This window comes from Bradyrhizobium sp. th-b2 (genome assembly GCF_000426785.1).
GTDB classification, from domain to species: domain Bacteria; phylum Pseudomonadota; class Alphaproteobacteria; order Rhizobiales; family Xanthobacteraceae; genus Bradyrhizobium; species Bradyrhizobium septentrionale.
Window position 1 is genome coordinate 1 of record NZ_AUGA01000075.1, and the last position, 25,227, is coordinate 25,227.

Sequence of the window (25,227 nt, forward strand, 5' to 3'; positions counted from 1 at the left end):
CGACCGGACCGATACCGGTCATCACCTCGCGTTCCGGCAGGTGACCGTGGCGCACGACGCGCTGGTGGCCGTCCGCAGTCTTCAAATCGGCATGCTTGCCGAGAAAGTCCGCGACCTCGGCCTCGACCGCCTGGGCCAACAGAGCACGCGCCCCATTGCGCAAGATTTCGGTGAGTTGATCGTCGACGTTTCCTGGCTGAATCAACTTGATGATGTTATCTTTGGACACGGCATATCGCTCCTTCGGTGGAGAAGTGGAGGCGTCAAGCACCCCCACGATATGCCGCCTTCCCGATTCCCGCCGTCACCAACTTTCAGCGATAGCTCATCAGGGATTGCCCTAGGTCACAGCGCCGCTGCTCTGCCGTTTTCATCCGACACCTGCCTAGCCGCTGACCGGGTTCGCGATGCGCCATACAAGCTGACGTTAGGCGGCTGTGGACATAGGGAATCGGGAGTCTACTAGTTGGAGCGCTACGTCTTGCCAGCCAGAAGTCGCGTTGGAGAAGCGGCGCAACGACTTCAAATCTATGCGGACCCTGATTTCCCGCATCAATCGCCCCTCGACCAATTTTACGACGAAGAGCAGTTCGAGGCATACCGGCAACTGGGCGTACATGTCGCTGGACGAACTTTCGCGCCGGCGCTCATGACAAGGAATTTGCTTCCCAATGACGTGCGGGACTGGTTCGAACAGCTCGCAGCCAACATGCTTGAGCCGGCCAGGTAGGCAAGCGTAAACTAGGCACTCAGATCGATTGATTGGTCTCGCTGTCCGACGGGTCGGACGTCCTAGGGCATTGCCGAGCCAGATCCGCCAGCGAAGACTATGACGGAGCGGCGCGGAACGGGGAACCGTTGCCTTCCATGCAACTGTACAAGCTCTTGCTTTCCGTCCACGGCAGTAGTGTCGAGGATCATTTCCCATGCGCCATGGGGTGCCGGGTTCGGTGCGGTCGCTTCGACGGTCTCGGGGCTGCCATTCAACGTTATCCAAAGCGGCGGTCGATCTGCCTCGTCGCGGATAACGTACGAGAGAAACTGGCTCTCGCTCGAACTCCGCTCGCCCGTTCTCGTCTCACCCCCGTCCCGGGAGTACCAACTCACACGTTGCTGTTTCCTGCTGTCGACGACGTCGTCGTCCAGCCAATCACTTGCGGCGAGCTGCGGGTATTCCCCTCTGATGGTGATTAGCCGGCGGATGAAAGCGGTGAAGTCCTCACCTTCGATGCCGAGATTTTCCCAGCCGATCCAACCGACGGCATTATCCTGACAAAACGCATTGTTGTTGCCGGATTGCGTATTGCCGACCTCGTCGCCGGCCAGAAGAAAGGGAACTCCTCGCGCCAGCATGAGACAGGCAATTTGGTTTCTTCGGAGCTGTCGCCTCAATCCGATGATTTCCGGGTCGTCCGTGGGGCCTTCGATTCCGCAGTTGAAGCTGTGATTGTCGTTGGAACCGTCGCGGTTATCCTCGCCGTTGGCCTCATTGTGCTTTTCGTTGTAGCTGTAAAGGTCTGCCAGCGTGAAACCATCACGGTCGACCACGTGGTTGATGCCGGCGTGGGGAGAACGGTCGTCGTGGTTGAACAGATCGGGCGAACCGGCCATCCGCGTCGAAATTTCTCCGATCAACTGTGCTTCCCCTCGCCAAAAGCGGCGCATGGCCGATCTGTAGCGGTCGTTCAGTTCCGACCAGCCGGTTGGAAAGGCTCCGACTTGGTAGCCTCCCGGTCCGAGGTCCCACGGCTCCGCTATCAGCTTGACGCGCGATAGGACCGGGTCAAGCTGGATTTCCCGCAGCAAGCTGCCGGGTCCGGCGTCAAAACCGTTTTCCGAACGACCGAGCGTTGTGCCAAGCCGGAAGAAAAACCCGTCCACTCCCATTTCCTCGACCCAATATCTCAGACTATCCAGGATCATTCTACGGGCGGCCGGCTTGTCGGCGTTCAACGTGTTGCCTGTGCCGGTTACGTCATCGTAGAAACGGGGATTGTCCCGATTCAGACTGTAGTATCCGGTGTTGTCGATGCCGCGCCAAGACAAGGTCGGACCGAGATGATTGCCCTCTGCGGTGTGGGAATAATCGACGGAGATCAGCACCTCGAACCCGTCCTTGTGGAGTTCTGTGACCATTTGCTTGAATTCATAGACCGGATCGGTGCGTGCATAGCGCGCTGCCGGAGCGAAGTAGCCAATCGAATTTTCTCCCCAATAATCCCTCAGGCCCTTTTCGACCAGGAATGACGAGTCGATGAATTCGTGCACCGGAGACAGCACAAGAGTTGTCACGCCCAAACGGGAAAGATGGCGCCTCACCGGTTCTGACGTCAGACCGGAGTATCGCCCTTGGTCGGCCTTCGGCACCGCGGGATGAACCATCGTCATTCCCCGGATGTGGAGCTGGTAGAGAATCGTCTGCTCCCACGGCACATGGATCCGCGACGGCCTGGCTACGGCCTCCCGCTTTAGCGACTGCGACATCAGGGTTGCTTGCGAATTATCCTTCCTGTCGAATGTCAGATCCTCTCGTTCGCTGCCGACCCGGTAGCCATATTGGGCGGCATTCCATAAAAAGCTGCCTTCCAGCTTTTTGGCGTACGGGTCGATCAAGAGCTTGTTCGGATTGAACCGGAAGCCGCGTTGCGGTTCGTAAGGTCCATGCACGCGGAAACCGTAGGCGATTTCTTCGGTGAGGTCGGGCAAGTAGCCGTGCCAGACGTCTTCGGATTTTTCCGGGAGGGTCAGTCGCGTCACCTCGCGGCCTCCTGCGAACAGACAGAGCTCGATGCGGGAGGCATGGGCCGAGTAGACCGCTACATTGATGCCGTGCTCGTAGTGCGTGACCCCAAGTCGCGCGAGCTCGACATCCGCAGGCGGCCGAGCGAACCGCAAGCCCTTCAGCTTCGAGTCCGGATCGTCGGAAACCGGCGGAATTTCGTAGACGTCGCCCCGGACGGTTCGGACCCCACAATTGCTGCGGACCTGCCGGAACATAGGTCGGAGTGCCGGAACGAAGCTTGACCGTTCGGGCCTCCGGATCCGAGGGTCCCGTGTCGCTGACGCTCAGCGAGAACGGCTCGACTTCCGGAATCTGGATGCAGAAGTCGCCGTTCGATGATCCGGCATGAAAAGCGATGCTCTTGCCCAAACGGCGTATTCCGACGTCAAGCAAGCGTGTTTCGCGTGGCAGGACAATCGGAAGCCAATCCTTGAAGGCAGCACGTGACGCACTACGGAGGATCGGTTTCGCCCCGGGTACTCTCGAGACCGCCGCCCAAGCGAGACGCTCGAAGTTCTCAGCGCCCGTTACGGATTGAGGAAGACGAGGAAGGGTACGCACCGCCCAACGCGCCAAGGGGCGTCGGTCCTCTCGTACCAGAGCGACCAGAACCTGCTGCAGCAGATCGTTAATGCGCTCTTCCCTTCGATTTACCGATGAAGTCAGGCCGAGCCAGATCAGTTCTTCAGTCAGGCGCACGATGGGCGGACTTGCCGCATGTAGCTTCGAAGTCGCGCGTCTGACGGTTTCCAGCCATTCTTGGTCCGCTTCCAATTTCGTCCAGAGCGCCCGCGCAGCGTCTGGTCTGAACGTGAAGCCCTGCTCATTAGCCGAATCCACGAGCGGACTGAACCAGAGATCGGCCTCCATACCTGCGTTCGCCTGCGGAACAAGATCGAGGCGGAGATGCCGCAGCAGTTGGGGATCGACGATCGAAGCGAGCGAAACGGATTCCGCCAGGCGAACGAGCGCGGGCCGCGTCCCGCGCAGACGTTCGATCAGCGAGACAATGTTATCCGCACTAGAGCTCACTTTGTATCTCGTGTCCGATGCCGATACGCTTGCGAACGACGCTCGGTGTCGTAGGCCGGTCCCAGCAGATCAGCGCTGCATGCCCCGCAAGTTGGGAGGGCCATCTCTCAGCCGGATAGGGGACGAAGGCGACGGCCGGCGAACCTGATTTGCGCAAACTGGCGAAAAATCCGGTCCACGCCGCCGGCGGGACGCGGTCGTGATCGAAACTGGACCCTATACCCACGCCCGAAAGCAGGAGGGTAGGAATGTCGGGCTTCGGAAGGGCTTCCCGCGCGAAGAAGCTCGGCTTGGGAGACAGCACTTCTTCGGGAGCGGATCTGAAGGTGGAATAGGTCGTGCGATGTTCCCCGACGACGCTGCTGATGATGTCGAACAAGGAATTCTGGTCGCGATAGAACGGTGCCATGGCGGGGCGTCTGTCGAACACCACATGAACGCCTAGTCTCGCGGTCGGGCGGGGAAGCCTCGGCAATCGGCCGGACCATTTTTCCTCGAAGCAAAGAAAGCGCGACAATGCTTCCACGTCTATCTCACCCTCGTGCGCTACCGTAGCCAAGGCGAAGAATACGATCGATCGCACGGTCTTCGGATTGAGCAGTTGCCGGGTGGGGGAGGGTTCGAACGGCTTGGAAGGATCTGGAACGGCGACAGCGGGGCCGCGTAACACGTCGTCGATCCCGTCACCGGATTGGCCGGGAGGCCGGTGGGCGATCAGCCGTCTGCCCGGAGAATCCGCCGGAGACTTTCTTTTAGAGCGCGAACGATTGCTTCCCAGGGATGATATCGGCTTGCTGGCGCCCCGTTTGACTTCCAACGGGGAAGTACCGCTCTCTTCCTTTTGCTGTTCGGATGCCATGGCTGTTGGCGTCGGAAGGTCATATCCCAATAACCGCGCGATCGCGTCGCTTGTCGTCGGGTCGGTGGGTTTCAGGCTAGACACGGCGCGCAGGAGATCGCCCAGATTGACCTCGGGCGCCTTTCCGTACCGCAGGGGAATGCCCCGGGGAATCACCGATTGACCTCGCTGGTGCCCGGTTTGGAAAGGGCAGCCCGGATCAACAGTTTCCACGGCTCGCTATCTGGCAAGATCTTCAATTGCAGCGCGGCCCGCACGGCATCGAGAAACTCCGCGGTGCTGGGCGGTCGTTGACCCTGCTGGACGTATTCGGATTGAAGTTCTATCGTCTTGCGGGCCAGACTCTCGTAGACCTTCTTCTTGCCGTCGTCCGTACCGAAATGCGCTTCCGCGATCTGATTGAGTTGCGGCTCGGTAGGATGCGGCAACCTCAGGATCACGCAGCGGCGCACGAAGGCCGAGGGCAGGTCGCGCTCCTCGTTGCTGGTAAAGATAATCAGCGGAATTTTCGCCGCTCCGATCTGCGTGCCGGTTTCTTTCACCGTGAAGCTGAGAGAACCGATCGGTACGAGAAGATTGTTCGGTACGTCAGGGTCCGCCTTGTCGATCTCGTCGAGCAGCACGACCGCCGGCGCATCGACCGCATAAGGAGAAGGATCGGGAATCGTCAGTTCGGGTGCGGATGAGGGCAGGCCGCGTCTTGTTGCCGTTTCCGCGTCGAAAGCCCACCAAAGCACGCCCGGTTGGACGTACCGGTGCAAGTCCACCGTTCCGAGCGCGCCCGGAGCAGGGCTTGCCGCGCGATTACTCGTGGCATCTCCCAAGCGCTGCACGACGTCGAATGTCCAAAGGAGATCCTGCGCCTGGGTACGCGACGTAATCACGCCTTCATAGTAGCGCCATCCGAGATTGCGGGCGATGCTCGGAGCGATTGAGGACTTGCCCGAACCGGCCGGGCCGTAAATCAGCAGCGGACGGCCCGTGGCCAAAGCGACGTTTACGGCGAGCACAATGTTCTCATCACTGCCGAAGACGTAGACTTCGCCGTCCCTCTTGTCCGTCCTTTCCTGCAACGAATGCGCGAAATCGGTGCGGAATGACTGTACGGATGTCGGATTGAATTGCTTCGAATAACCCATTTCAAGTCCCCGGATCGGATGCCACGAGTTGCTGATATGCGACGGACCATGCGTCGAGTGCCCGTGTGGTGTCGTCCGCCCGCAATTCCGGACGCAGGAAGTAGGCGCCGGCACGTGATCGATCGATCGGCGGCTCGGGAACGTGATCGCCGGTCAAAAGAAAGAAAGTGAATGCTGGAAATTCCTGCCGCAATCGATCGAGGATGTCGGGGTCCGGTTCGGGAGCCTCGAACATGAGGAAGATCGGCCCTCCCTGGGATGCGTTAGGACCGGAAAGCGTGGCCAGATGACGCGAAGCCGATATCCCGGGCGGGCCGCGCAGGCGAAGTGACTCGCGCACCTGGGATACTATCCCTTCGATGTCGTCCTCGGCGGCGCCGATCCTGACCTGCACTCTCGCCGATCCGGGAACGGCACCGCAGGCGCGTTGCACGTACCAGCGTGAAAGCGCCGGCTCGTCTCCGTTGATTGCGACTGATCGATCGGCAGCCGGGCCGTGCGAAACGCGATGCAGGGCTTCCACCGCCCTGCAGTCGATCCAGACCGTCGCCAGCAATGCTCCGACTGCTTCGGAATCGGCGGGCTTCATTCCGAGGCTCATCAGCGCGGGCACGGCCTCCGGTAGGCCTGCGCCCAGAAGGAGCCGGGCAAAGGCGCGGTGTTCCGATACGCCGGGCGACCAACGCTCCAAATCCTCGCCCAAAACTCGCGCGGCCTGAAGAATTAACTGACGGTCGAACTTGTTCAGGAGAGAGGCCAGGAGCGTTTCGATCCGGTCGACGCTGCCGGAATCCGCACGTGCGGTCCGCAATGTTTCGCACCGTGCGACGAGCGGTGATATGTATTCGTTACCTGCCGAAAGCGTTTGAAGCGCACCTATACCGATTGGGTACAAGTCCGCGTTGCGGAGGGCCTCGAACGTCACGGGAGGCACTACGACGGGTAATAAGATAAAATTCGGATCGCGGTCCCGCCTCCAATTAAGGATGGCAAGTTCCTGCTTCACCCATCCCGAATTTAGGGCGGATTCGTCGATTACCGCGATAGCCCCGTGACATAGCTCCATCCAGGTGTTCAACGCGTCCCGCCAACGCTGACCCACCGCTTCTACGAGGCGGATCCGATCGACGAGGACCTCGAAATCGTTGCCGTTCAGGGCCGAGCAGATTTCTTCCAGAACCTGGCTGCCGCGAGGTGTCTTCGCGCTATGGCTGATAAAAATTTTTGGCTTCAACGAATTTTCCATAAAGTCGAAAAAGGGAACGTGACAGAACTTTTTTCCAAATAGACTACAGGTTGCGGTATCGAAGCAACTGGTACCAGCAGATTTCGCCCGTTGGGAAGCCTTAGATTTGCCTCGGCCTGTACGGGCGGAAGGTCGCGTCTCGGTTCCGCCAAGGCCGACAGCGTGAACCGGGATGGTAAACCCCTAGGGCAATCCCCGGTTCAAAAACGACGATCTCGGGGTATGCTGTAGCCGGCAGATTCGGTCGGCGAGGCTATTCGATCGCCTCCGATCCGGAAAGCGGCCGGCGACGCCGCGATGTCGCAGCAAATCAGCATTGGACGAGAGATGGCATTAAATCTATTTGGCGCAGCCGGCATGGGGCGCCGCTCCGGGCGGATCCGGGACGCCTCTCCGCGATCTTGGAGAGCGCGAATTCCAACTCACAGCGTTTGGTCGTGAACAACCGGGCGCGGTTGACTCGAAATGGTTGAGTACTTAACGCGCGACACGATCCGGCGGAGCGCCGGGCCATTGACGGACCAGGAGTCGATCCTTCGCAAGGCCGCTTCGCGTTCGCCGGCCGGGTCTTCGTTTCTTAGTCACTCCACCAAGGATGCGGGTCTGCTGCCGGGCGTCATCGCCATTCTCGAGGCCCATGGGGCGTCGGTCTATGTGGACAAGAAGGACGAATCGCTTCCGCCGACGACCAACCAGAATACTGCTTCAATCCTCCGGGGGCGCGTCAAGCAATGCAAGAAGTTCATCCTGTTCACGACGGTGAATTCGAAGGATAGCCGCTGGATGCCCTGGGAACTGGGGCTTGCGGACGGCTTCCGGCAAATGCCGAACGTGGCGGTGTTTCCCGGCGTAGATTCCGCGAGCGATTACAAGTGGTCGGAACGGGAGTATCTGGGCGTCTACGACCGCATCGTCTACGGCGCCCACCAAGCGTACGCGAAACCGATCTTCATGGTCTACAACCACGAGAACAACACCGGTACCGAACTCGCCGCATGGCTCCGAAGCTGACGGGGCGGCCAATCGGTTGCGTGGCCGCTCGGCGGACCGCCGCTCCTTGCTGCCGAGCGTCATCATCATCTCAAGGCACATGGGCATCGGTCTATATTGCGGTGACGATGTGCGTGCGGATATGAGCTTACTTTCGCGCCTTAATGGCGTTGTCGATCCAATCCGATATGTTCTCCGAAATATGCTCGTAAACATATGTGCTCGTCGAGAACGGTGGATCGTACATCTTGGCGTAGGAAGATATTGAAACGTTATTCACCGTTACACCGGAGAACGGATCACTGCCCTTTGTCGACTGTTTTCCGTCGGCATCTTTCAGATTGTGGACGTAGATGCCAAACACTCCCATGCCTCTTTCGCACGCGCGTCTGATTTCGTGTTTCACCCACCGCCTGCCGGACGTTCGTGCGCCGACGAGTACGATCAGGCAGTCGCGGCCTCTCATGTTCGTCTCGATCCACTCCTTGATGGCGTCGTCTCCCTTGTCCTTTATTGCCTCCCAGGCGTTAGCGGACAGAATTGGTTGTTCTTCCACAGCTCCGATGTTCTTTATCTGCGACACGCGCCAGCTGTCGTCCTTGTAGTAGAAGCTGAGGAATGATTTCTTTGCCATAGTAGATCCGTTTGTATGGGCGGTCGTTCAAGGTAGCGTGGCCACGGTCAATTGGTACTAGCGCAGCAACGGGCCGCCCGTGCTACTCGGGATATTACTAGGTCGGTGCGATATTTTCCAGCCGGACGCGGCGGATACGCGTCCGCGGGCTACGGTGTCACGGTTATGCTCCTGAAATTCTGGGCTTCGCGCGATGCTTTCTTGCAATCCTTGCCCGCGACCTTTTCGGTCCCGTCGTCGCTCAGGATCTGGACGTCCTGCGTCCCGGGTATTGCGAAAAGAGCTTCGGGATTGAGGCCCGACAATTTGACGGACGTTACCTTCGCAGGGTCTTCCTTGGCGTTTCCCGACCAGCGGTAGAGATCGAACGCGCCCTCGCCGTCGATAGGGCCCGCCACGATGAGATACGATGCGCCGATCCGCTCGATGCTCCGCACGCCTCGTCCGCCCAGATCGATTTCGACGGGATCACCCAGTTTCACGGGCGCGCCCGATATTGCCTCATTCGGATTGGTAAGCGGGACGATCAATGCTCTGCCGCCCGGTATCGGATTCCGGAAGCCGATGAGAAGGCCGCCCTCTGCAGTGTCCGCCAGTCCCTCTATGTTGAGCGCGTCCTCTGTCTTGGGCGGCTTCGTAGCTGCCGCCGCCAGGTTGTACTTAATGAGGCGGGGATCTGTCGAAAGGTCTTCCATGAGTTTCGTGTAGGGCTTGCCAACGGCTCGGACCGTGGGAGCGTCGCCGTCGACCACTTCCGTCGCAAATAGCCTTCGGCGCCGATCTTGGACTTCACCGTCCTTGTTCGTGCCATGCGAAGAGATCCAGAAGATCCGATTCCCGATCGTCGCAGCTCCTTCGATATCCGACTCCTTCTCGGGCTTCGTACCGAGCAGCGATGACAGATCTACCTGATTAACCGACTCCGGCTGGCCACGTTTGTACACGCGGATCACGTTTAGCTCGTCGTCGCCCCCGACGAAGTGATCCTTGCCGAGTGCGACCGCTGCCGAGGCGTCGCAAATCCCCCGGTAGACTGTGGCCGTCTGCGCTTGGGCAAGGTCGATCGCGAGCAGTGAAAGCAGTGACGATATGGTGTGGGCGAAGTAACGTGATATCGACATCTTGATGTCCTCGAGTCGAAGCGGCCAAAGTTTACCGACGCAACCTGGGTAGTCTCTCTTGCCGTGACAATTGAAGCGAGACCAATTGATGGCTTCAACGGGTATCCTCCAAGCGCGGGTCGATCTTATCCCCGATACGCGTATGTCTACGACCTAGTGAAGATCCTAGGGACGTTTCGCTGCAATCGCACTCGACAGGTTCTCTCATTTCCGGCGGAAAAGACCTAGTGGGGTTCCTAGGAGCCGACATCGGAGGTTTGGACCATGATCCGGACGTGTCGAGATGGACTCTCGACGATAGAGTCGGATCGACATGTCAATCCATTTCACGATCGAGCGCAGCGGTCGAATTTTCAATTCAACGGCGGATGGCGGAGCGGCCTTTTTTGTCGGCTGCCAGACGAGCTACCACGACAGGCCCTCCGGCGAGGATTTTGAAGGACTGTTCAATGTTCCGCGCAGGGAGCTCCCCAAGCTGGTCTATAAGGCGACGAACTATCGAGGTATGTCAAGTTCTGGGCCGATTTGAGGGTCTTGTCGAAACTCCGTTGGTGGACCTGTGAGAGCGCGTCCCAGAACGACAGCCACTTTCTTGCAATCTCTCCTTCGGGATCGAGACCGAGACGGATAAGGATGCGTTCGACCTGCCGTTTGAAGTTGAGCTGCGGCTTCAGCGCTCCGTCGGCACGTTGTCGTGCCTCCTCGTCGAAACCGATCTCCTTGAGCGACTTTCGGGCTTTCTTTCGGAGCGCCTTCTCGCTCGGATCGTCGCGTATGACAGCGTCGAAAGGGGACGCGAGAACCTGTCGGAGAAGAGCATCCAACTCCCGCAGCGCATGCGCCGCCAGCGTGCGGGTCGCATGTAGGGGCAACTCGCCTCCGACGAGCTTGCAGAAATCGACGTACCGGCTCGCGACCGCGTTTCCGAACAGCTGCCGCAGCAGCGACGTCGTTCCTGCTTGCTCCGGAGACAAGACGATGGAGGACGGGCTCTGCTGCAAACGAACACCGAAACTGATGAGGACGAATCGCGACCTACAATGCGAATTGAGCGGAATTTGGCCAGCGCTTCTTTCGTGCGTGATCGCAAGTGCGCATTGGCACAAGAAACAGCCTACTACTTGACTCGTCTTCTGGTTGAGTCCAGACTTGTGGAAGTTTGAGGGGCTTCTTTTGAGATCGGCTTGATGCTGGGGGCAATTTCATGCGCTCGTAGCCAGCCAATTCTTTTTCAAGGTATGAACTACACGTCATATTGCGGCGCTGGGCGGAACTCCTAAGCTTCCCAGGATAGAGTTTGCATGAGCGAGAATAAGATCGATTTCGCTGTGAGTGACGACGACGGCAACGGGGTCGCCGCGAGGATCTTCCTCTACATTAGACGGGCCGATGCCGAAGCCGATCTGCTGACGGGCATGTCCGATGAAAGCGGATGGGTATCGTTCGCTTTGCCGCCACTTGCGGTGTTCGAATGTCTTGTTGCCAGGGCGCCAGGATACTGGACAGCCTACTGCGAGGATATCGCGGATTGCGTTCCGATCACAATGAGACGCCTTCCGGATGTTGTAGAACCAGCATGGTGGTTGAATTGTCTAGGTATCGATACCAGTCGGTCCCAGCGGGGGGCCAACATCAAGATTGGGGTAGTGGATACCGGCTTTTCAAACAGCGATGGCATCCGGCACGTTCATGAAATTGGTGGAACTAGGCAACAAAGCGGAGGCGAGCTCGAGCCGGGTCACGGGGAGCTCGTCTGCAGGGTTTTAGGCGACCGCAGCAAAAGGGCGGCCCGGTGGATGTCGGCAGCGCCCGGTGCTGAGATTGTTTTCGCCGATGCCACGCACAGTGACGAACCGGAAAAGGTCAGCGCAGTAGGCGCGGCGATTGCGATCAACAAACTGCTCGAAGCAAAGGTCGATCTCATCAATCTCAGTTGGGGCGAACCCTTCGAGGACGATCGAGTGCTGGACGCCATCAAAGCCGCCGACGAATTGGGCGTCGCCGTCGTTGCCGCTTCCGGCAATGATCCCAACGATCAGCGGGTCTATTTTCCTGCGCGGCACGAAAGCTGCATTGCCGTTACGGCCTTCGGAAAGACGGGCTGGGGCGAGGCCGGAAGCTTGGTGGCATATGATCAAAAGCACAGCAGGATGATAGGAAAGGCTCCTTCCGGAGACGCAATATATTTCTGGTGCAATAGCACCAGCGGATCGGACGTCAATGGAATTGCGCCAGGAGTGGGCATTCTGGTGCAGCGCAATAACGAAATTTACGCTGCAATTTCAGGAACTTCGTTTGCAGCGCCGCTGGCCTGCGGTGCCCTGGCCGTTGCGCTTGCACAGGACAAGGAGTATTTAAGTATGCCTCGTTCAAAGGATAGGACCCAACACGCAAGGAGCGTGTTCCTTAAAATGTGCATTTCTGTCGGGTTGGACTACTCTAGCCAGGGATACGGTTCCCCCTTCGCTGCGGAAGGGCGTTAAGGCCCTTTTAGGAGAATCGGTTAAGTTGAAGGCGGGTTGGAGGTATCTATGAGAGAGAAATTGGTGGTTTGTCTCAGCTCTGATCTGATGGTGGCGAACGCCCGCGGCGCGCATCACGATATCGGCGAGATGGTGAAATCAATTCCCAGTTTGACTATCGTGTCAGGGGATCCCTCGATCGCAGTGAGCGTCGAAATCGACGGTCGATACACCGAGCGTCTTCGCACAGCGGTGAACGGTCTCTGCACCGTCGGTCCGGATCAGGCATTCAGGACGTTGGGAAATCGCCGCGTGCCTTCATGGTAGCCGCTTTCCTGTAAAGCCGTCCTTCGAGGAGGTTCTTGCCGGCAACGGCAGACCGCTCAAATCACTGTAAAGCGAGTCGGTAACAAATTGCGCGCGGACGCGGCAAGCCGAGTTCGCTTGCTCGATGACGAATTCGAGCTGCCACGAGATATCAGCCGCGGCTGCGGCTGGAACGAACGAACTCAAGGGTTGAATTCCCGTCGCATCCTCCACCCCGTCGACCATGAGCAGGTGCAACGATGGCAAGTCGCGGACTGCGGTACGTAATCGGCGGCCGTCACTTGCACTCCCCCGCGCGCTGACCAGGTTCGCGAGCTGCAGGGCTATCCAGACATCCTCTCCCGCGAGCAAAGGCGCCAGGACGTCTGCGGCATCGATACTTTGTTTTACGATGTGGATCGGAAGGGTGCCGCGATTGGCGTCGGAGCCGTTTCCCACGCGCCGCTGAAAGGACAAGGTCCAACCCTGACCACAGACTTCGTAGAGTGGGGTGTTCAGGGAAAGAGCTTTCGTAGCATCGAATCGAGCTTCGATGCGGGGATACCTAGCATTTTCGTCAGTTCCTCCTTTTCGTCCAAACTCAGTTCCGGCATAGCCTCTCGAACGGTCGCCGCCGTGCCGCGGACCACTTCCAACCCGTAGGCGAGCGTCCTGTAGGCGGAATTCAACCGAGACCGGACGGGATTGGTCGCATTCGACCTCGCCTTGTCCGCGCGCGACCTAGCCGCAAGAAAATCCTGCAACGTCTCTTCCAGCCTGACGCTCGATCCCTGACCGTCGGTCGGCGTTTTCCAGATAAGCCAGGGGCTGCCCGGCAGCACGAGCGTCGAAATGCGATTGGCCTCGGAGCCCTCAGGAAATACGTCGGGTTCGGTGAAGCTGTGGGCCACGGCCAGATCCCAACTGGCGCGCAACATCGGAGGAGACGTGATGCGGCGAGGGACTTCAGGCAACGGAGTTCTACGCGCAAGACAGAGCGCTCGCACATCCGGGTGGTCGCTCCCGAGCATGTTGGCAAGATTTCGGGTCACCGTCTCGAAGTCCGCCACGTTGTCCGGTTCGTCGCGAAGCAAAAGATGCGCGCCCAAGAGGCCGAGCATGGGATCCTCGAACTTCGCGCTTAGAATTTGATCCAATACACCTTCCGAAAGGATCTTCCTTTTCTGGGTCAATGCATAACGCGCGACCTCGGCGAGCCACGTCTGGTTGCTTTCCGGATCGAACGATTGTCGTGGAGAGATCGAAATCGCAGCGTTCTCGATGTCGAGAGTCGCGCCATCGGACCTTCCGTAGCTCGACGTGGTCCGTTGGAGCAAGAACGCCTGGGTCTGGAGATTGCTGGTCGCGAAAATGGCCCGCGTGATGCCGCCAGCAAGCTGCAGGCGATACGATCCAGGTGTCACCGCGGCCGACCAACAGGCGATGGGATCCTCGTCGGCCCTGAACTCCGCGAGTTTTCCTATGTCCAGCTTCATGCTGGAGGACTCGTCGCTGAATATCAGATCGGTCGCCGGATTGATCGGAGCGGAATTGCCGTGGCGGGACCATGCCCGCGCGACGATGAGGATCGACGCTCCTATCCCCAGCGACTGCGACAGGTGCTCGCTTGCCCATCGCGTCGTCTCCTGGTGCCTGTCCTGCGAGCGGCTCGTATTCGCCAGCGGTATGGGCGAGGAGAAACCCGCTGGAGCATCGACCTTGATTTCCTGATCTCTGTCGAGGGCGACGATCCTCTCCTCGAGCGTCGGACCGACGCGAACTCGAACCTTGTAGATGTCCGAAGGAAACGAACTGCGCAGGTGACCTATGGCGCGAGCAACCGTATTTGCGCTGCCGTCGAGCACGGAAATCTCTGCCGGCGCGGAAGCGTCAACGGTCAGCGTGTTGAGTTTCGGCGCATCGTTAGATGGAGACATTTTCAACCACCTGACTGCCGTCCGCCTTCACGGCCCCCGTCACCTCGAACGTTACTTCGGCCCCTTCATATCTTACTCTGTAGTAGCCTCGCGGCAAAGGCACAGACCATACCGGGGGAGCCTGATCTTCCGCCGCCACCGTCGCAAACGCCGCTCCCTCGATCCAGATCCTTTTTCCGGGATTGGCGACGGCAATCTCGAGCGGGAAAATGGGTGCCGTGTTCCAACCGGGCGGCGCCGCCACGATATCGAACGGGTCAGGATCGTAGACCTCGGGCACCTTGGCTATCTCATCGTCCTCAAGCTCTTGGGGCGACAGCGACTTCCTCATGTTGTCTTGCAGGAACAGCTTGAGCTGCGCCGTGGTGATGGCACCGGTCTTGGGATCACGTGCATCCCCGTTAAGTCCCTGCATCAGGGTAGCGGAAAATACGCCGCGCATGTCCTTTTCGAACATCTTCTCTTTCGAGATCAGACGATCCTTGGCCGAAAAGGCATAGAAGCGGCGGCGCGTCTGACCGAGCGATGCCTGCTTCTTGCGGAGAAACGGTGGCACCAATTCGACGTCCGAGATCGGAGTACGGCATGCGTCTTGAAAAAGGATGACCTCGTCGAACCATCCGCCCTCGTAGAAGCGGTTGGCCCACATCATGGCGGCGACGCTGTGGACGCGCTTCAGACTTGCGTTGGCCATCAATACCGCCGACTTGTCCAGCGACGGTGAAAAACCATGGCCCGAGAAGAACATCCAGAGGCGTCGACCGGCCTGGTGTCCCAGTCCGGCCTGATTGTTGGCTTCGGCGGCGTTGTCGATATCGGTGAAGAAGCGCTCTATCTGCTCCTTGGCTGGCCGCTCATCATCCGCATTGGCGGCCGCCGTGAACGCGGAACTGGTGAGCAGCAGCGTGTTCCGACTTTCCACCTGGCCGGAGGACGTCACCCAGGTATGGAATGCCTTGGCGTCGTTCTCCGCACCGGAAAGCACGGAGATTGCGGGATATCTGTCGATACCCACAACGAGTGCACGATCGGCCAGCGGCATCAGTATTGTTTTTTGATGAATTTCTTGTCTTGGTCGGAAAGCTTCGAATTGAAGCCCACCTCGGGTCCTCCGATCGTCCAGGAGGCCGGGATCGGATACATCATGATGGAATTCTTATCGAGCTTCGTTCCCGCAATCTCATTCGGCGGGTAGGTTTCGAACATGTTGTGCTCGATCGTGGCTTCGTCCCAGTTGTTCGGCGGACCGGATAGATCCGCGACGACGGCGGGTTTATTCCACTTGATCGCCTGATCGGGATTTTGGTGTTCATGGATGAGCCCGAGCGCATGGCCGAACTCGTGCAGAATTACTCCCCGCGCATCGTCATCGGAAATTCCGGGGGTTAGCCATCCGAAGTTCATCGTCGGCTCGCCCTTCGGGACTTGTCGGCATGTCGTCCCGATCACGGACCAGGACCCTTCGTGCTTGAACGAGATACGGATATCGCCGTTCGTCGGTACCCAGGAGAAGTTCAGGTTCGCCATACCCGGATCGACCCATTCCGATGCGAACCTTTTCACCAGCGCCTTTTGATCGTCCGTTCCATCGAGGAAACTTATCCGTATTTCCTCTCCTCTTTGCCATTTGCTGTCCTTGACCAGCGCGGCCTTCGCATTGCCGTCAGAAGGAACCTTGTCCTTAAACCAGGCAAAACACCAACGCTTCGTTTCGTCGGCCATCGCAAACCTCCCTGTGAAAAATCGGATCGTGTTTTCAAAATCCCGAACTTTCGGCATCGATCGCTCCCGCGAGCAATGCTTACTTCGTATCGAAGTCGGTCCGGATACCTGGATGATTGCTCATCCTGAGCGGGAAATCAACGATGAACTCTCGGAAATGGTGCGACACCTTTGGCGCTCCTGCGCCGATGCCGAACCATCCCGCTGGGGGCAACCGTCGCCGGTGCGCAGAAGGCCTTCCTCGGCGTTTTTCGGCTTGCCGACGTCGACGTGGTCCATCCGGTTTCGTCAATTCGCGACTCGTTCGGACAGCGGCATCGTGAACGTGAAGCAGGTTTCCGTCGGCGTCGACGCCACCGTAAGGGTGCCGTCGTGCGCCTTCGCGATCTGGGACGCGATGTAGAGGCAAGGGCCAAAAAAGCTGAGGTCGGCGGGTGTACTCGCGGAAATCTCGCTAGGGTTCGCGCAGCTCACCACGATCGCGGCGGACGGTGACGTCACGGATCATTCGCCGAATGGTCTGATCACGTTGATGAAAAGCTGGGAGCGGCCGATTAGCGCGGATGCGATTCGATCAAAGTTATTTCCCGTCTTTACTGATAAGCTCCAGGCGGTGAATCGCAGCGGTTCGGATCGAATCCGTTAGTTTCTTTGGGAAGCCCTTGGGCAGCGTCTTCAGCACCTCTGAAAAGGTTGTTTCGAACGTTTCCGTGAGGTCATTGAAGATCGAGCGCACGACGGCGATGCCGACGCCTGAAATCTCAGCGGTCTGTGTGAGGTGGCGCGGCAAGATTTCATTCATCGCGTAGTGGCGGCTCTTGCCAACGGACATGGCGAGCTTGAATGCCTTGGACTGAATTTGCTTGGCGTCCAGGCTGGGTTGAGCGCTGAGCACGTCGTAGAGCGGCGTGAGACGGAAACGCCCACCGGGATTTAGGAACAAGCTGAAATTCTTGGCGTGCGCGTCGGTTGCGCCGATCAGCCAGAACACAATGCCGGCACGCATGAAGGTTGCAAGATCTTCAATCGGCGCATCGCTGCCTTTCAGCAATTCCAGAATCTCCTTCATGCCAGGGCCGCCGTCGGACTGATATTTTTTCGTCGGCGGGACCGACAATGCCTGACAGCAATCTTCCTGGGGGAGACGAAGCAAGCGCTTGTCGCCGGTCCAGCGGCGATCAAAGCGCTCGACAATGAGCGTCGGGCGACCGCCGAAGTCCGCGATCTCGGCATTGGCCGCGGGCACGCCAAGGGCTGAAATCAGCTTGAGACAGAAATATTCGTTCTCGACGCTGTTTGAGAGATCGAGGCCGTTTGGCAGGCGACCGATTTGCGGCTTCAGAATGTGCGTCGTCGCCGTGGTGCCGGTCGGCTTGTACCATTTGCCGTCCCGACGCAGCAGAGCCGTTTTTTCCTGCGCTCCAGCGATGGAAATCCGAAAGTCGTCGTCCTCACCAAGGCCGAGCGGAGCCGTTGCGAGGTTGTGAATGAGATTGGCGACGTCGGCGTCGCTAACGAATTTGCCATCGATCTTTCCGGCCGGCCCCGGGTCGGTACCTTCCGGCAGGAATTGGAGTGCGCCGACGCAATCGTGACCGAGAGCCGTCAGCATGCTGTATGCGTCTGTACCGTTTGCCCCAACACGCTCGGCAATGCGCCGTCGTATTGGTTCGCTGTCCGGCAGCAAGTTGTCGAACACGTTGATAACCGGAGCGCCGAGATAGCGGTCCTCGCGAAGGGGTAAGGAGAGTGAAATCGGGAAGGTCGAATTCCAGGCCAGCCATTGCGCATCGTAGCGAAAGTCGATGGCGCCGCTGGATTCACGGTTGAGCACCCCGGCGAGGCGCCCGTTCATGAAGACGTTCAACGGCGTATGAGCTCTCGGACGGGGCATCAGAAGATGTCCTCGATGTCGGCGGCAGTGGCTTGGCTCCGCGGGCGGACCACGAGCTCAAGATTAAGGGCGGCCAACGCTTCCATGAGCGTGCGGAGCTGAATGGCCGGTGCCCCTCCTTCGAGCCGGGATAGTGTCCCCTGACGCAGATGGATGTTTTTCCCAAGCTCCGACTGTGACAGGCCGGCTTGCTTCCGCACTCTGCGCAGGATGGCTCCCAGCTGCTTTTCCGTTCGGGCAATGTGCTGTGTCATGCGGGACCTCCCAGACAAATATACGCAATCGCGTATATAAGGTCAATATACCCATATCCGTATATTACTTTGATATACGCTATCGCGTATAAATCAGGGATATGCGCGATCCCGATTCCAGTCCTACGGACGAGGTCCAGCTAGATGCCGCCACCCGCGGTTGAACGGCGAGAGTCGACAACCGATCACCTGGGCTCCTAAGATGTCGAGGGAGTTAGTTCGCGGAAGTTGGGGCAGGATGCGGGGCAGTGAACTTCCAAGTGACGGTTCTCAAGGTGTTGGTCAGCTATCCGGACGGGTTCGCAGCGATGGCGGACCTCAAGCGTGATATGGCGATCCTGGCGACCAGCGGACGGGACTGGGCCGAACGCACCAGGAGACTGGCAGCCCGCGTGCCCGGCCTGGATATCTTTTCCCAAGGTCTCGTCGAACGGCTGAACGGCGGCTGGTTGCATCACTAACAAGGGACGCTCGGTTCTTGAGATCATGGAGGCGCAGCCCGCGCCCGCCCTGGCGACGGAGCCGCCTCTTGTCCCCACGGTCGAGGAGCCAACGCCGGCCACGACTCTGCCTCCGAAGCCTTCGATGTTGCCAGGCCGGCGCAAGCGGGAACGAAAGCGGCAGCGGCGCGACGCGGTATGGCAAAGACGAGCGAACGCGTCGTAGGAAACATCGGTTGCGCCCTGACAAGCAGCCTCGTTTTCGGATCGTGTTGACATGGAATGGAAGGACCGTTCGCTGGAGCAGGCGATCAAGTGCTCCGGCGACGCCCAGTTGATTGGGAACAGTTAAAAGCGAGGGTGTCGTCGAGACCCGGCGATCCATTCAGTCTTAGCCAAATGCACAACTTCGGTGGCATGGTGGCCGGCCCGAGTTCGCCATTCCGCGTCGGCCAATTATCCCACTTTCCGTTCAGGTGCGGCGACGCTCTCAAGCAGCGGCATATCCAGGCTCGGGATCTCTGGCATGGCTTTGCCAGCGATCGCCTGCAGGTCACCCACCATGCCGACGGTCGAATCCACCACGGCAAGGATTTGGGTTTCACGCTTGGCCCATTGCCGGCCCATGAACTTGCGTTCCTTGTCTAGGTCGTCGCGCATATCGGTGAATTTCTCAACGACAGCTTCTACCCGCTGCCGAAACTTCGTGCCGGTCAGGTAGTGATAAACCTGCTCCATCTTGGTCTGCTGACCTTGCTGAACGAGGCGCGAGCTGCTCACATCGATTAGCCCCTGGCGGAGCGCCACGGCGACCGGCAATGCGCAACGCGGATGAGCCACCCATACACCGTCGACCAGGTCAAAATGCTCGACATGTTTCGGCAGCGCATGGGAGATGATCAGAGCGACGTTGGCGCCGGACCGACGCTGGTCGTCACGCAATTTGGCAAGCCACCCGTCACTCCATGCCTTGGTGCGCTTGGTTTCCCAAAGGATGATGCCGGCAGGTTGGCCAATGGCGCCATTCACCTGTTGAATAACATCCGCCCCGAGCTCACCCTTGCCAACCGGCTCGATCGAATCGCTCGGAAAACGTCCGCGCAGAAGCTCTTCGAGTTCGAGCTCGAGAACCTCCCCTTGAGATTGCTGTGATCCCTGTTCGGCCTTGCGCTTGAGTTCCTCAATCGTGCGCGTCATCGATTCGATGGTCTGGTCCTTCTCGGCAACACGCAAGCGCGCAGCTTCGTCGGCTTCCTGTCTGGCTTTGATCTGGATTTCGCTGACAGAGGCCTGCACGCGCTTCTCGATCGTCAGGTCGAGTTCGCGCTTTTCCTCTTCGAGCGCCCTTTGCTGCCGCATTAGTTCGGCCTGTTGCTTCTGCGCCTCGGCAAGCTTCGCATTGTTGGTAAGCAGGGTGGCTCGCAGTTCCGCGGCTTCCGCTTCCTTCGCCTGCAGCTCGGCCGCAGCCGCCTCCCGCGCCTTCTTGTTTTCGGCCGCGACCAGCTGGGCGCGCTCGGCGATCAATCGCTTCGCAACCTCGTCTTCGATTTGCTCACGGTCCTTGACGACCTGCTCGCGTTCCAGCCGCAGCGCCTCAGTCCTGCGCTCCATCTCGGCATCCTTGCTGGCCAGCTGCTGTTGAAAGCGCTGACGGGTCTCAGCGAGGAGGGGAGCGGCCAGCGACTCCGTCAGCCGGATCTCGTGATTGCAGTTGGGGCAATGCAGGGTCGGCTCGTGCGAAGCGCCGGCGGCGGTTGCTTTGAAACTCATGAACTTCCCCTGTCATCGATGACGCCGGATTCAACATCATCCGCGCGCGATGGCGATGTCGCCGCCCTCGATGTCCACATCCGTGTCGTCGATATCGATCGGACCAGCGGGTTTTCCACGGTTATACGTATCGACGTTTCGACTACGACCATCAGAGCGAGCCGCTCCGATTGGGAATGTATTCTAGACTAGAACAAAACATGATCAAGCGCCAATTGGATGCCAGCGGGAAGCGGCAAAAAAAGCGGCAAAAACTGTTGGCCTATTTGACCTAATGGCTTATTCTGATTGAAGAATTCACCAGCAAGGAAAGCGGCAAAAATGACCGTCAGCCGAATGGAGCCTTTGGTTCTTGCGCAAAACAAGGGGCTGACGGATCTGGCGACCGATTTGGTCGCGAAGGCCAGCGGCTTAGCGGCGAGGCTAAGCCCAGCTTTGCGGAGCTCGATCGGCGACCTCGTGCGCTCGATGAACTGCTATTACTCCAACCTCATCGAAAACCACAACACGACGCTGATCGATATTGATCGCGCGCTGAAAGACGATTTCGCAAAAGAGCCTGAGAAGCGCAATCTCCAGCTCGAAGCGAAAGCGCATATCGAAATCCAGGCGATGATCGACCGGGGGGAGGGGCCGGGCAACGCCCTCTCACCGGATTTCATCCTGTGGCTTCACAGCGAGTTTTATAGCCGTGTCCCCGAAGACATGTGGTGGGTGGAAAATCCGCAGACCAAGGAGCGCCTGAAGATGACGCCGGGCGAGCTGCGCGCGCGGCACGTCCAGATAGGAGCGCACGTCCCGCCCGATCCAGACGAACTGTCGGCCTTCCTGAAGCGTTTTTGCGAAGCCTATAGTGCAAACCATCTCTCGAAAATCGATCGCATCGTCGGTGTCGCTGCTTCACATCATCGACTGGCGTGGATTCACCCATTCCTCGACGGCAACGGCCGTGTCGCACGGCTGTTCTCACATGCGCTGTTGCGTGAATTGGGCGTCGGTTCGGAGCTATGGTCGGTTTCGCGGGGGCTGGCGCGCTCTGTCGCTAGCTATAAGGCCACCCTTCAAGCTGCTGATGAACCACGGCGCGGCGATCTTGATGGCCGTGGCAACTTGACCGAGGCGGGCCTGGTAGATTTCTGTCGGTACTTCCTTTCGACCTGCATCGACCAGGTTGACTTCATGGGGCAGCTTTTGGAGCCGTCCGAGTTGATGAATCGAATGGAGATCTGGGCCAAGGAAGAAATCGGCGCAAAACGCCTGCTGAAGGGTTCCTGGCCTATTTTGCAGTTAGCAGTCATGCAAGGAGAGTTCAAACGCGGGGACGCGGCCGACGTCACCGGCTATGCCGAGCGGCAAGCACGCACTGTCCTCAATGAACTTATTGCGAAGGGCTACCTGTCCTCGCCAACCACGCGCAGTTCTGTGCGATTGGCGTTCCCGCCGGACGCCGTCGATCGCTGGTTCCCAAGACTGTACCAGCCACGTGAAGCGTGACAGGGATAGCGCGCGTATCTCGTCAGGCTCATAACCTGAAGGTCATAGGTTCAAATCCTATCCCCGCAACCAAGTAAACCTCTGATACAGCAGAGATTTTTAGAAGACCGCCTAAGGGCGGCCTTCTTGTTTTCGACCCGTGTCGCCACGCTACAAGCGCCGCATTCAAGGTCCAATCGGAAGATCGCGCGACCGATGAGGTCCGGCCTCCGGCGTCGTGTCGCTCGATACAAGCGGCATCAGCGCCATGACAGTCGGGCGACGGATCATCCAAGGGAATCGACGATAGAGAGGGCCCCGCTCTCGAAAAGCCTGTCCGGCGTTCGCAGCGCCGCGATATTCACGAGAGTACTTGCTGGAGCCTCCCATTCGCGCAAGCAATGCTGACGCCCCCTCAGGCGAAGGCTCAGGGCTGAATGCCTGAAGGCGGTTAGCTCAAGACCAGAGGGTCGGAGACCGCCTCAACGGTCTTCATCGTCGCGCATTGCCATTTCGGCATATGACGATGCTATGTCGTAGCGGCTCGCGAGAAAATGAGCATATGCCATGGCTCCGTGAATGCCGAACATCAACGGATCGAACGGGTTCAGGCGCATGGCATGCGCCAAGTGACCAAGTGCCAGGTCCGGCTCGCCTCTCCAGACTCTCACCCAGCCACTCAGCGTCCAAGCTTGCGCTGCGTTCGGATTGAGCGCCAGTCCCCGATCCACGAAAGCCGCAGCGTCGTCGAACTCCCGGGCAATACTGGCGAATGCATACCCAGCCATGCACAGCGCCACCGGGTCATCTCCACCCAGATCCACTGCCTTGCGGGCCAGTCGCATGGCGTCGGCACTTTCCTGCACGGGCTCGATCATCCAGCCACGCGCCCTGCGTACCGCGATGCTATACGCGGCCATGCCATAGGCGCAGGCAAGACCTCGGTCGAGTTCGATGGCCCTGCAAAAGAGCAGGTACGCCTCCCGGTTCGCGTCCGCGGTCATCCGACGAATTTTCCCCAGTCCGCGCAGGTAGCAGTCGTAGGCATGCAGATTTTCGGTTGGCGAGTGGCCCGCTTGATCTCCTCGACCTGCACCTTCGGAGTGATCGCACTCACGACGCTGGCAGTCACATGATCCTGCAAATCGAACATGTCTTCGAGCGCACCTTCAAACCGATCCGCCCAGAGAAGTGCTCCGGTTGGAGCATCGATAAGCTGACCTGCGATACGAGTGCGGCCTCCGGCCTTGCGCACGCTACCTTCAAGTACGTCACGCACCCCGAGCTCGCGGCCGACCTGTTTCACATCGATGACCCGGCCTTTGTACGTAAAACTCGAATTGCTTGCGATGACAAATAGCCAGTGAAAGCGTGACAGCGCCAATCGTGATGTCATCCACGACGCTGTCGGCGAAATACTCCTGCTCCGGGTCGGCACTCAAATTCTGGAAGGGCAGCACGGCAATAGAGGGCTTGTTGGGAAGTGCTACGGTTGGTCCTTGTCTTTCTGCCCCGACGCGAACCACCACTTTGAAAACGCGGACTGAGCACATCATCCGGCAACGGCCGCTGCAGCGCCTTCGCCTAATCTTACGACGCTCGCATCCCAAACGTCGCGCTCCCCTCGGGTCGCCAAGGATCACCTGGCATGGCGTCGCAATACTTGCCGTTGGAATAGCGCGGCCAGTCGAGCGCAAAGGTGGTTGCGGACTAGCCAGTCCACAAGGTCGGTGCAACGGATGTTTGCCAGATAGTCGTCCAAAAAAAGCGCCATAACGTTGGGGCGCCGTTGGAGTTTGCATCACAAATTGTCCAACAGCGCCTTCGCATCAACAACATCTGGCGTATCAAAGCCTTCTTTAAACCAGCCGTATAGCGGCGCAAGCAGGTCTTTGGCTTCAGTGGGATGCCCCTGGTCACGCCACAACCGCGCCAGGCTGATCGCAGCTCGAAGCTCGAATGATTTGGCATTCTGATCTCTCGCAATCACGAGAGCGTCCTGAAAGAGCTTCTCGACCTCGACTGGGGTGGTTCCTTGAATGCGCCGAAGCTCGCCTTCAACCCGGTTGAGTTCGGCCGACCACATATGTTCCTCTGTGCGCGCACGGATGTCCCTGGCTTCCGCGATGGCGACCAAACCCTCGTCGGCGCGGCAATGTGGCAGATAACTCTCCGCCAACATGCAGAGATATCGGATCTGGTACCAGCTGACGCCCATGGCTAGCCGCTCTGTGGCGCTGCGACGCATCAGCGCTAGGCCGTCTTTTCCATCTCCCTCTTGGGCCATAGTCCAACCCCTAAGGATTAGCCCGCTCAGCCGGAAGTATCGCAGGTTATGTTGATCAAGGAGGTCTACGATTGCGTCAGCATAGCTGCGCGTGGAGGCCACGTTGAGGATCAGTTCGTCGAGGCCAGCGCCGCCGTAAATTCTTACGTGAGTGTTGAGAACGGCCTGATTCAATTCGGCCGCATACTCCAGCGCCGCTCGCTGCCAGCTCCGTGCCCGATCAGGAAACCCTAGAATCCAACAAATGACCGGAAGATAGGCGATTGCATAGAACTTCGGGTCATGAACGTAGTGCACCGGCGGCGGGCGATGTCGGCTAGTGTCATAGATACGAAGAATGGTCTCGAAATCGGACCTGGCCTGCTCGAATTCCCCGAAGTAAAGAGCATTGAGCCCTGAAACACGGTACCCGGCCAGCTCCAGCGCTTCATCATGCATTTCCTGGGCCCTACGCTGTGCTTCGGCAGCCAGCTCGCGTATGATCTCGTGATCGCCGCGCACAAAGTGAAAGGCCCATTGCCCACTGAGGGTCGAGAACAAGGCGTCAGCGTCTAGAGCATTTTCCGATCACGTTGCGTCGTAACCAGCCGCGACGAGATAATTTTGGCATTCCTCGGGTGAGAAGCGCTTGAGAGCGTTGGCGATTGCTTGCCAGAGATCGGGCATGGTGCGCGCTGCGGCGGCCCGCAACAGGGCTTTCAGTTTAGAGAAGGCCATTTCGATCGGGTTGAAGTCTGGACTGTAGGGCGGAAGATAGAGCAGGCTTGCTCCGACCGCCCGGATGGCCTCTCGAACGCCATGGACCTTGTGAGCGGGCAAGTTGTCCATGATAACGGTATCGCCCGGCCGCAGCGATGGGGCGAGCAATTGCTCGACGTA

General features: G+C 58.9%; 24 protein-coding genes and 2 pseudogenes. 7 read left to right on the forward strand and 19 right to left on the reverse strand.

The features are described 5' to 3' along the window. Positions 1-277 (reverse strand): annotated as a pseudogene (locus K359_RS0141010) (IS256 family transposase); the annotation flags it as partial. A gap of 189 nt (positions 278-466) precedes the next feature. Between K359_RS0141010 and K359_RS59685 the strand changes: the two are divergent. Continuing rightward, positions 467-730: a hypothetical protein gene (locus K359_RS59685; RefSeq protein WP_198031252.1), complete on the forward strand. Its 264-nt coding sequence runs from the start codon at positions 467-469 to the stop codon at positions 728-730. Between the two features lie 62 nt (positions 731-792). On the opposite strand, the gene glgX is transcribed toward K359_RS59685, so the two are convergent. From glgX to K359_RS0141040, 4 genes are all read right to left on the reverse strand, one after another. Further along, the gene (gene glgX, locus K359_RS54790; RefSeq protein WP_084518693.1) at positions 793-2,997 is read right to left on the reverse strand and encodes a glycogen debranching protein GlgX; all 2,205 of its coding nucleotides are present in this window, start codon (positions 2,995-2,997) and stop codon (positions 793-795) included. Between the two features lie 806 nt (positions 2,998-3,803). Next, positions 3,804-4,829, reverse strand: a complete 1,026-nt coding sequence (locus K359_RS0141030; RefSeq protein ID WP_029084396.1) for a hypothetical protein — start codon at positions 4,827-4,829, stop codon at positions 3,804-3,806. Further along, entirely contained in the window at positions 4,826-5,812 is a 987-nt protein-coding gene (locus tag K359_RS0141035) for a MoxR family ATPase (protein WP_029084397.1), read from the reverse strand. Before K359_RS0141035 ends, K359_RS0141030 begins: the two co-directional genes overlap by 4 nt. Before the next feature lies 1 nt (position 5,813). Then, positions 5,814-7,046 carry a toll/interleukin-1 receptor domain-containing protein gene (locus K359_RS0141040; protein WP_198031253.1) on the reverse strand — a complete coding sequence of 411 codons (1,233 nt, stop codon included), beginning with the start codon at positions 7,044-7,046 and terminating at the stop codon, positions 5,814-5,816. A gap of 525 nt (positions 7,047-7,571) precedes the next feature. Here K359_RS0141040 and K359_RS0141045 point away from each other — a divergent pair. Further along, positions 7,572-8,069, forward strand: a complete 498-nt coding sequence (locus K359_RS0141045; RefSeq protein ID WP_245284877.1) for a toll/interleukin-1 receptor domain-containing protein — start codon at positions 7,572-7,574, stop codon at positions 8,067-8,069. Positions 8,070-8,196: 127 nt separating this feature from the next. Here K359_RS0141045 and K359_RS0141050 read toward each other — a convergent pair whose 3' ends face one another. The 3 genes from K359_RS0141050 to K359_RS0141060 form a co-directional block, all read right to left on the reverse strand. Then, on the reverse strand, positions 8,197-8,682 hold the full coding sequence (locus K359_RS0141050; RefSeq protein WP_029084400.1) for a TIR domain-containing protein: 486 nt from the start codon (positions 8,680-8,682) through the stop codon (positions 8,197-8,199). A gap of 149 nt (positions 8,683-8,831) precedes the next feature. Then, on the reverse strand, positions 8,832-9,803 hold the full coding sequence (locus K359_RS0141055; protein ID WP_051346689.1) for a DUF3616 domain-containing protein: 972 nt from the start codon (positions 9,801-9,803) through the stop codon (positions 8,832-8,834). A gap of 446 nt (positions 9,804-10,249) precedes the next feature. After that, the gene (locus tag K359_RS0141060) at positions 10,250-10,804 is read right to left on the reverse strand and encodes a hypothetical protein (protein ID WP_029084402.1); all 555 of its coding nucleotides are present in this window, start codon (positions 10,802-10,804) and stop codon (positions 10,250-10,252) included. Positions 10,805-11,104: 300 nt separating this feature from the next. Here K359_RS0141060 and K359_RS0141065 point away from each other — a divergent pair, with 300 nt between their 5' ends. Both K359_RS0141065 and K359_RS0141070 read left to right on the forward strand, forming a co-directional pair. Further along, a complete protein-coding gene (locus K359_RS0141065) occupies positions 11,105-12,286 on the forward strand; it encodes a S8/S53 family peptidase (protein WP_029084403.1) in 1,182 nt (393 codons plus the stop codon). Between the two features lie 48 nt (positions 12,287-12,334). Next, positions 12,335-12,592 (forward strand): hypothetical protein, encoded by a 258-nt coding sequence (locus tag K359_RS0141070; RefSeq protein WP_156928953.1) that lies wholly within the window; start codon positions 12,335-12,337, stop codon positions 12,590-12,592. Here K359_RS0141070 and K359_RS0141075 read toward each other — a convergent pair. The 4 genes from K359_RS0141075 to K359_RS54795 are packed head-to-tail and all read right to left on the reverse strand — an operon-like array spanning position 12,584 to position 16,230. After that, the gene (locus K359_RS0141075; protein ID WP_029084405.1) at positions 12,584-13,048 is read right to left on the reverse strand and encodes a hypothetical protein; all 465 of its coding nucleotides are present in this window, start codon (positions 13,046-13,048) and stop codon (positions 12,584-12,586) included. The two genes, K359_RS0141070 and K359_RS0141075, sit on opposite strands and share 9 nt — an antisense overlap. 38 nt (positions 13,049-13,086) lie before the next feature. Then, on the reverse strand, positions 13,087-14,508 hold the full coding sequence (locus K359_RS0141080; protein WP_156928954.1) for a hypothetical protein: 1,422 nt from the start codon (positions 14,506-14,508) through the stop codon (positions 13,087-13,089). Then, entirely contained in the window at positions 14,495-15,550 is a 1,056-nt protein-coding gene (locus K359_RS0141085) for a caspase family protein (RefSeq protein WP_029084407.1), read from the reverse strand. The genes K359_RS0141080 and K359_RS0141085 overlap by 14 nt, the downstream gene beginning before the upstream one ends. Further along, the gene (locus K359_RS54795; RefSeq protein WP_035978004.1) at positions 15,550-16,230 is read right to left on the reverse strand and encodes a M12 family metallopeptidase; all 681 of its coding nucleotides are present in this window, start codon (positions 16,228-16,230) and stop codon (positions 15,550-15,552) included. Before K359_RS54795 ends, K359_RS0141085 begins: the two co-directional genes overlap by 1 nt. Positions 16,231-16,243: 13 nt before the next feature. Here K359_RS54795 and K359_RS62195 point away from each other — a divergent pair, with 13 nt between their 5' ends. Next, the gene (locus K359_RS62195) at positions 16,244-16,633 is read left to right on the forward strand and encodes a hypothetical protein (RefSeq protein ID WP_198031254.1); all 390 of its coding nucleotides are present in this window, start codon (positions 16,244-16,246) and stop codon (positions 16,631-16,633) included. Between the two features lie 177 nt (positions 16,634-16,810). Here K359_RS62195 and K359_RS0141100 read toward each other — a convergent pair whose 3' ends face one another. Both K359_RS0141100 and K359_RS0141105 read right to left on the reverse strand, forming a co-directional pair. Next, complete coding sequence (locus tag K359_RS0141100) at positions 16,811-18,124, reverse strand: type II toxin-antitoxin system HipA family toxin (RefSeq protein WP_029084409.1); 1,314 nt, start codon at positions 18,122-18,124, stop codon at positions 16,811-16,813. After that, entirely contained in the window at positions 18,124-18,378 is a 255-nt protein-coding gene (locus K359_RS0141105) for a helix-turn-helix domain-containing protein (RefSeq protein WP_029084410.1), read from the reverse strand. The genes K359_RS0141100 and K359_RS0141105 overlap by 1 nt, the downstream gene beginning before the upstream one ends. Before the next feature lie 248 nt (positions 18,379-18,626). Between K359_RS0141105 and K359_RS54800 the strand changes: the two are divergent. Next, a pseudogene (locus K359_RS54800) lies at positions 18,627-19,044 on the forward strand (hypothetical protein). 230 nt (positions 19,045-19,274) lie between these two features. On the opposite strand, the gene K359_RS0141115 reads toward K359_RS54800, so the two are convergent. Then, a complete protein-coding gene (locus K359_RS0141115; RefSeq protein ID WP_051346690.1) occupies positions 19,275-20,588 on the reverse strand; it encodes a DUF2130 domain-containing protein in 1,314 nt (437 codons plus the stop codon). Positions 20,589-20,909: 321 nt separating this feature from the next. Between K359_RS0141115 and K359_RS0141120 the strand changes: the two genes are divergently transcribed. Then, positions 20,910-22,082 carry a Fic family protein gene (locus K359_RS0141120; protein ID WP_029084412.1) on the forward strand — a complete coding sequence of 391 codons (1,173 nt, stop codon included), beginning with the start codon at positions 20,910-20,912 and terminating at the stop codon, positions 22,080-22,082. 461 nt (positions 22,083-22,543) lie between these two features. Here the strand turns inward: K359_RS0141120 and K359_RS63655 are convergent, their stop codons facing one another. The 4 genes from K359_RS63655 to K359_RS0141155 form a co-directional block, all read right to left on the reverse strand. Beyond that, the gene (locus K359_RS63655; protein WP_029084413.1) at positions 22,544-23,065 is read right to left on the reverse strand and encodes a M48 family metallopeptidase; all 522 of its coding nucleotides are present in this window, start codon (positions 23,063-23,065) and stop codon (positions 22,544-22,546) included. After that, positions 23,062-23,445, reverse strand: coding sequence for a hypothetical protein (locus tag K359_RS63660; protein WP_198031255.1), 384 nt, complete (start codon positions 23,443-23,445; stop codon positions 23,062-23,064). Before K359_RS63660 ends, K359_RS63655 begins: the two co-directional genes overlap by 4 nt. A gap of 417 nt (positions 23,446-23,862) precedes the next feature. Next, a complete protein-coding gene (locus tag K359_RS57755) occupies positions 23,863-24,888 on the reverse strand; it encodes a hypothetical protein (protein WP_051346691.1) in 1,026 nt (341 codons plus the stop codon). A 27-nt stretch (positions 24,889-24,915) separates the two neighbouring features. Next, on the reverse strand, positions 24,916-25,227 hold a 312-nt coding region (locus tag K359_RS0141155; RefSeq protein ID WP_029083578.1), incomplete at its 5' end, for a transposase.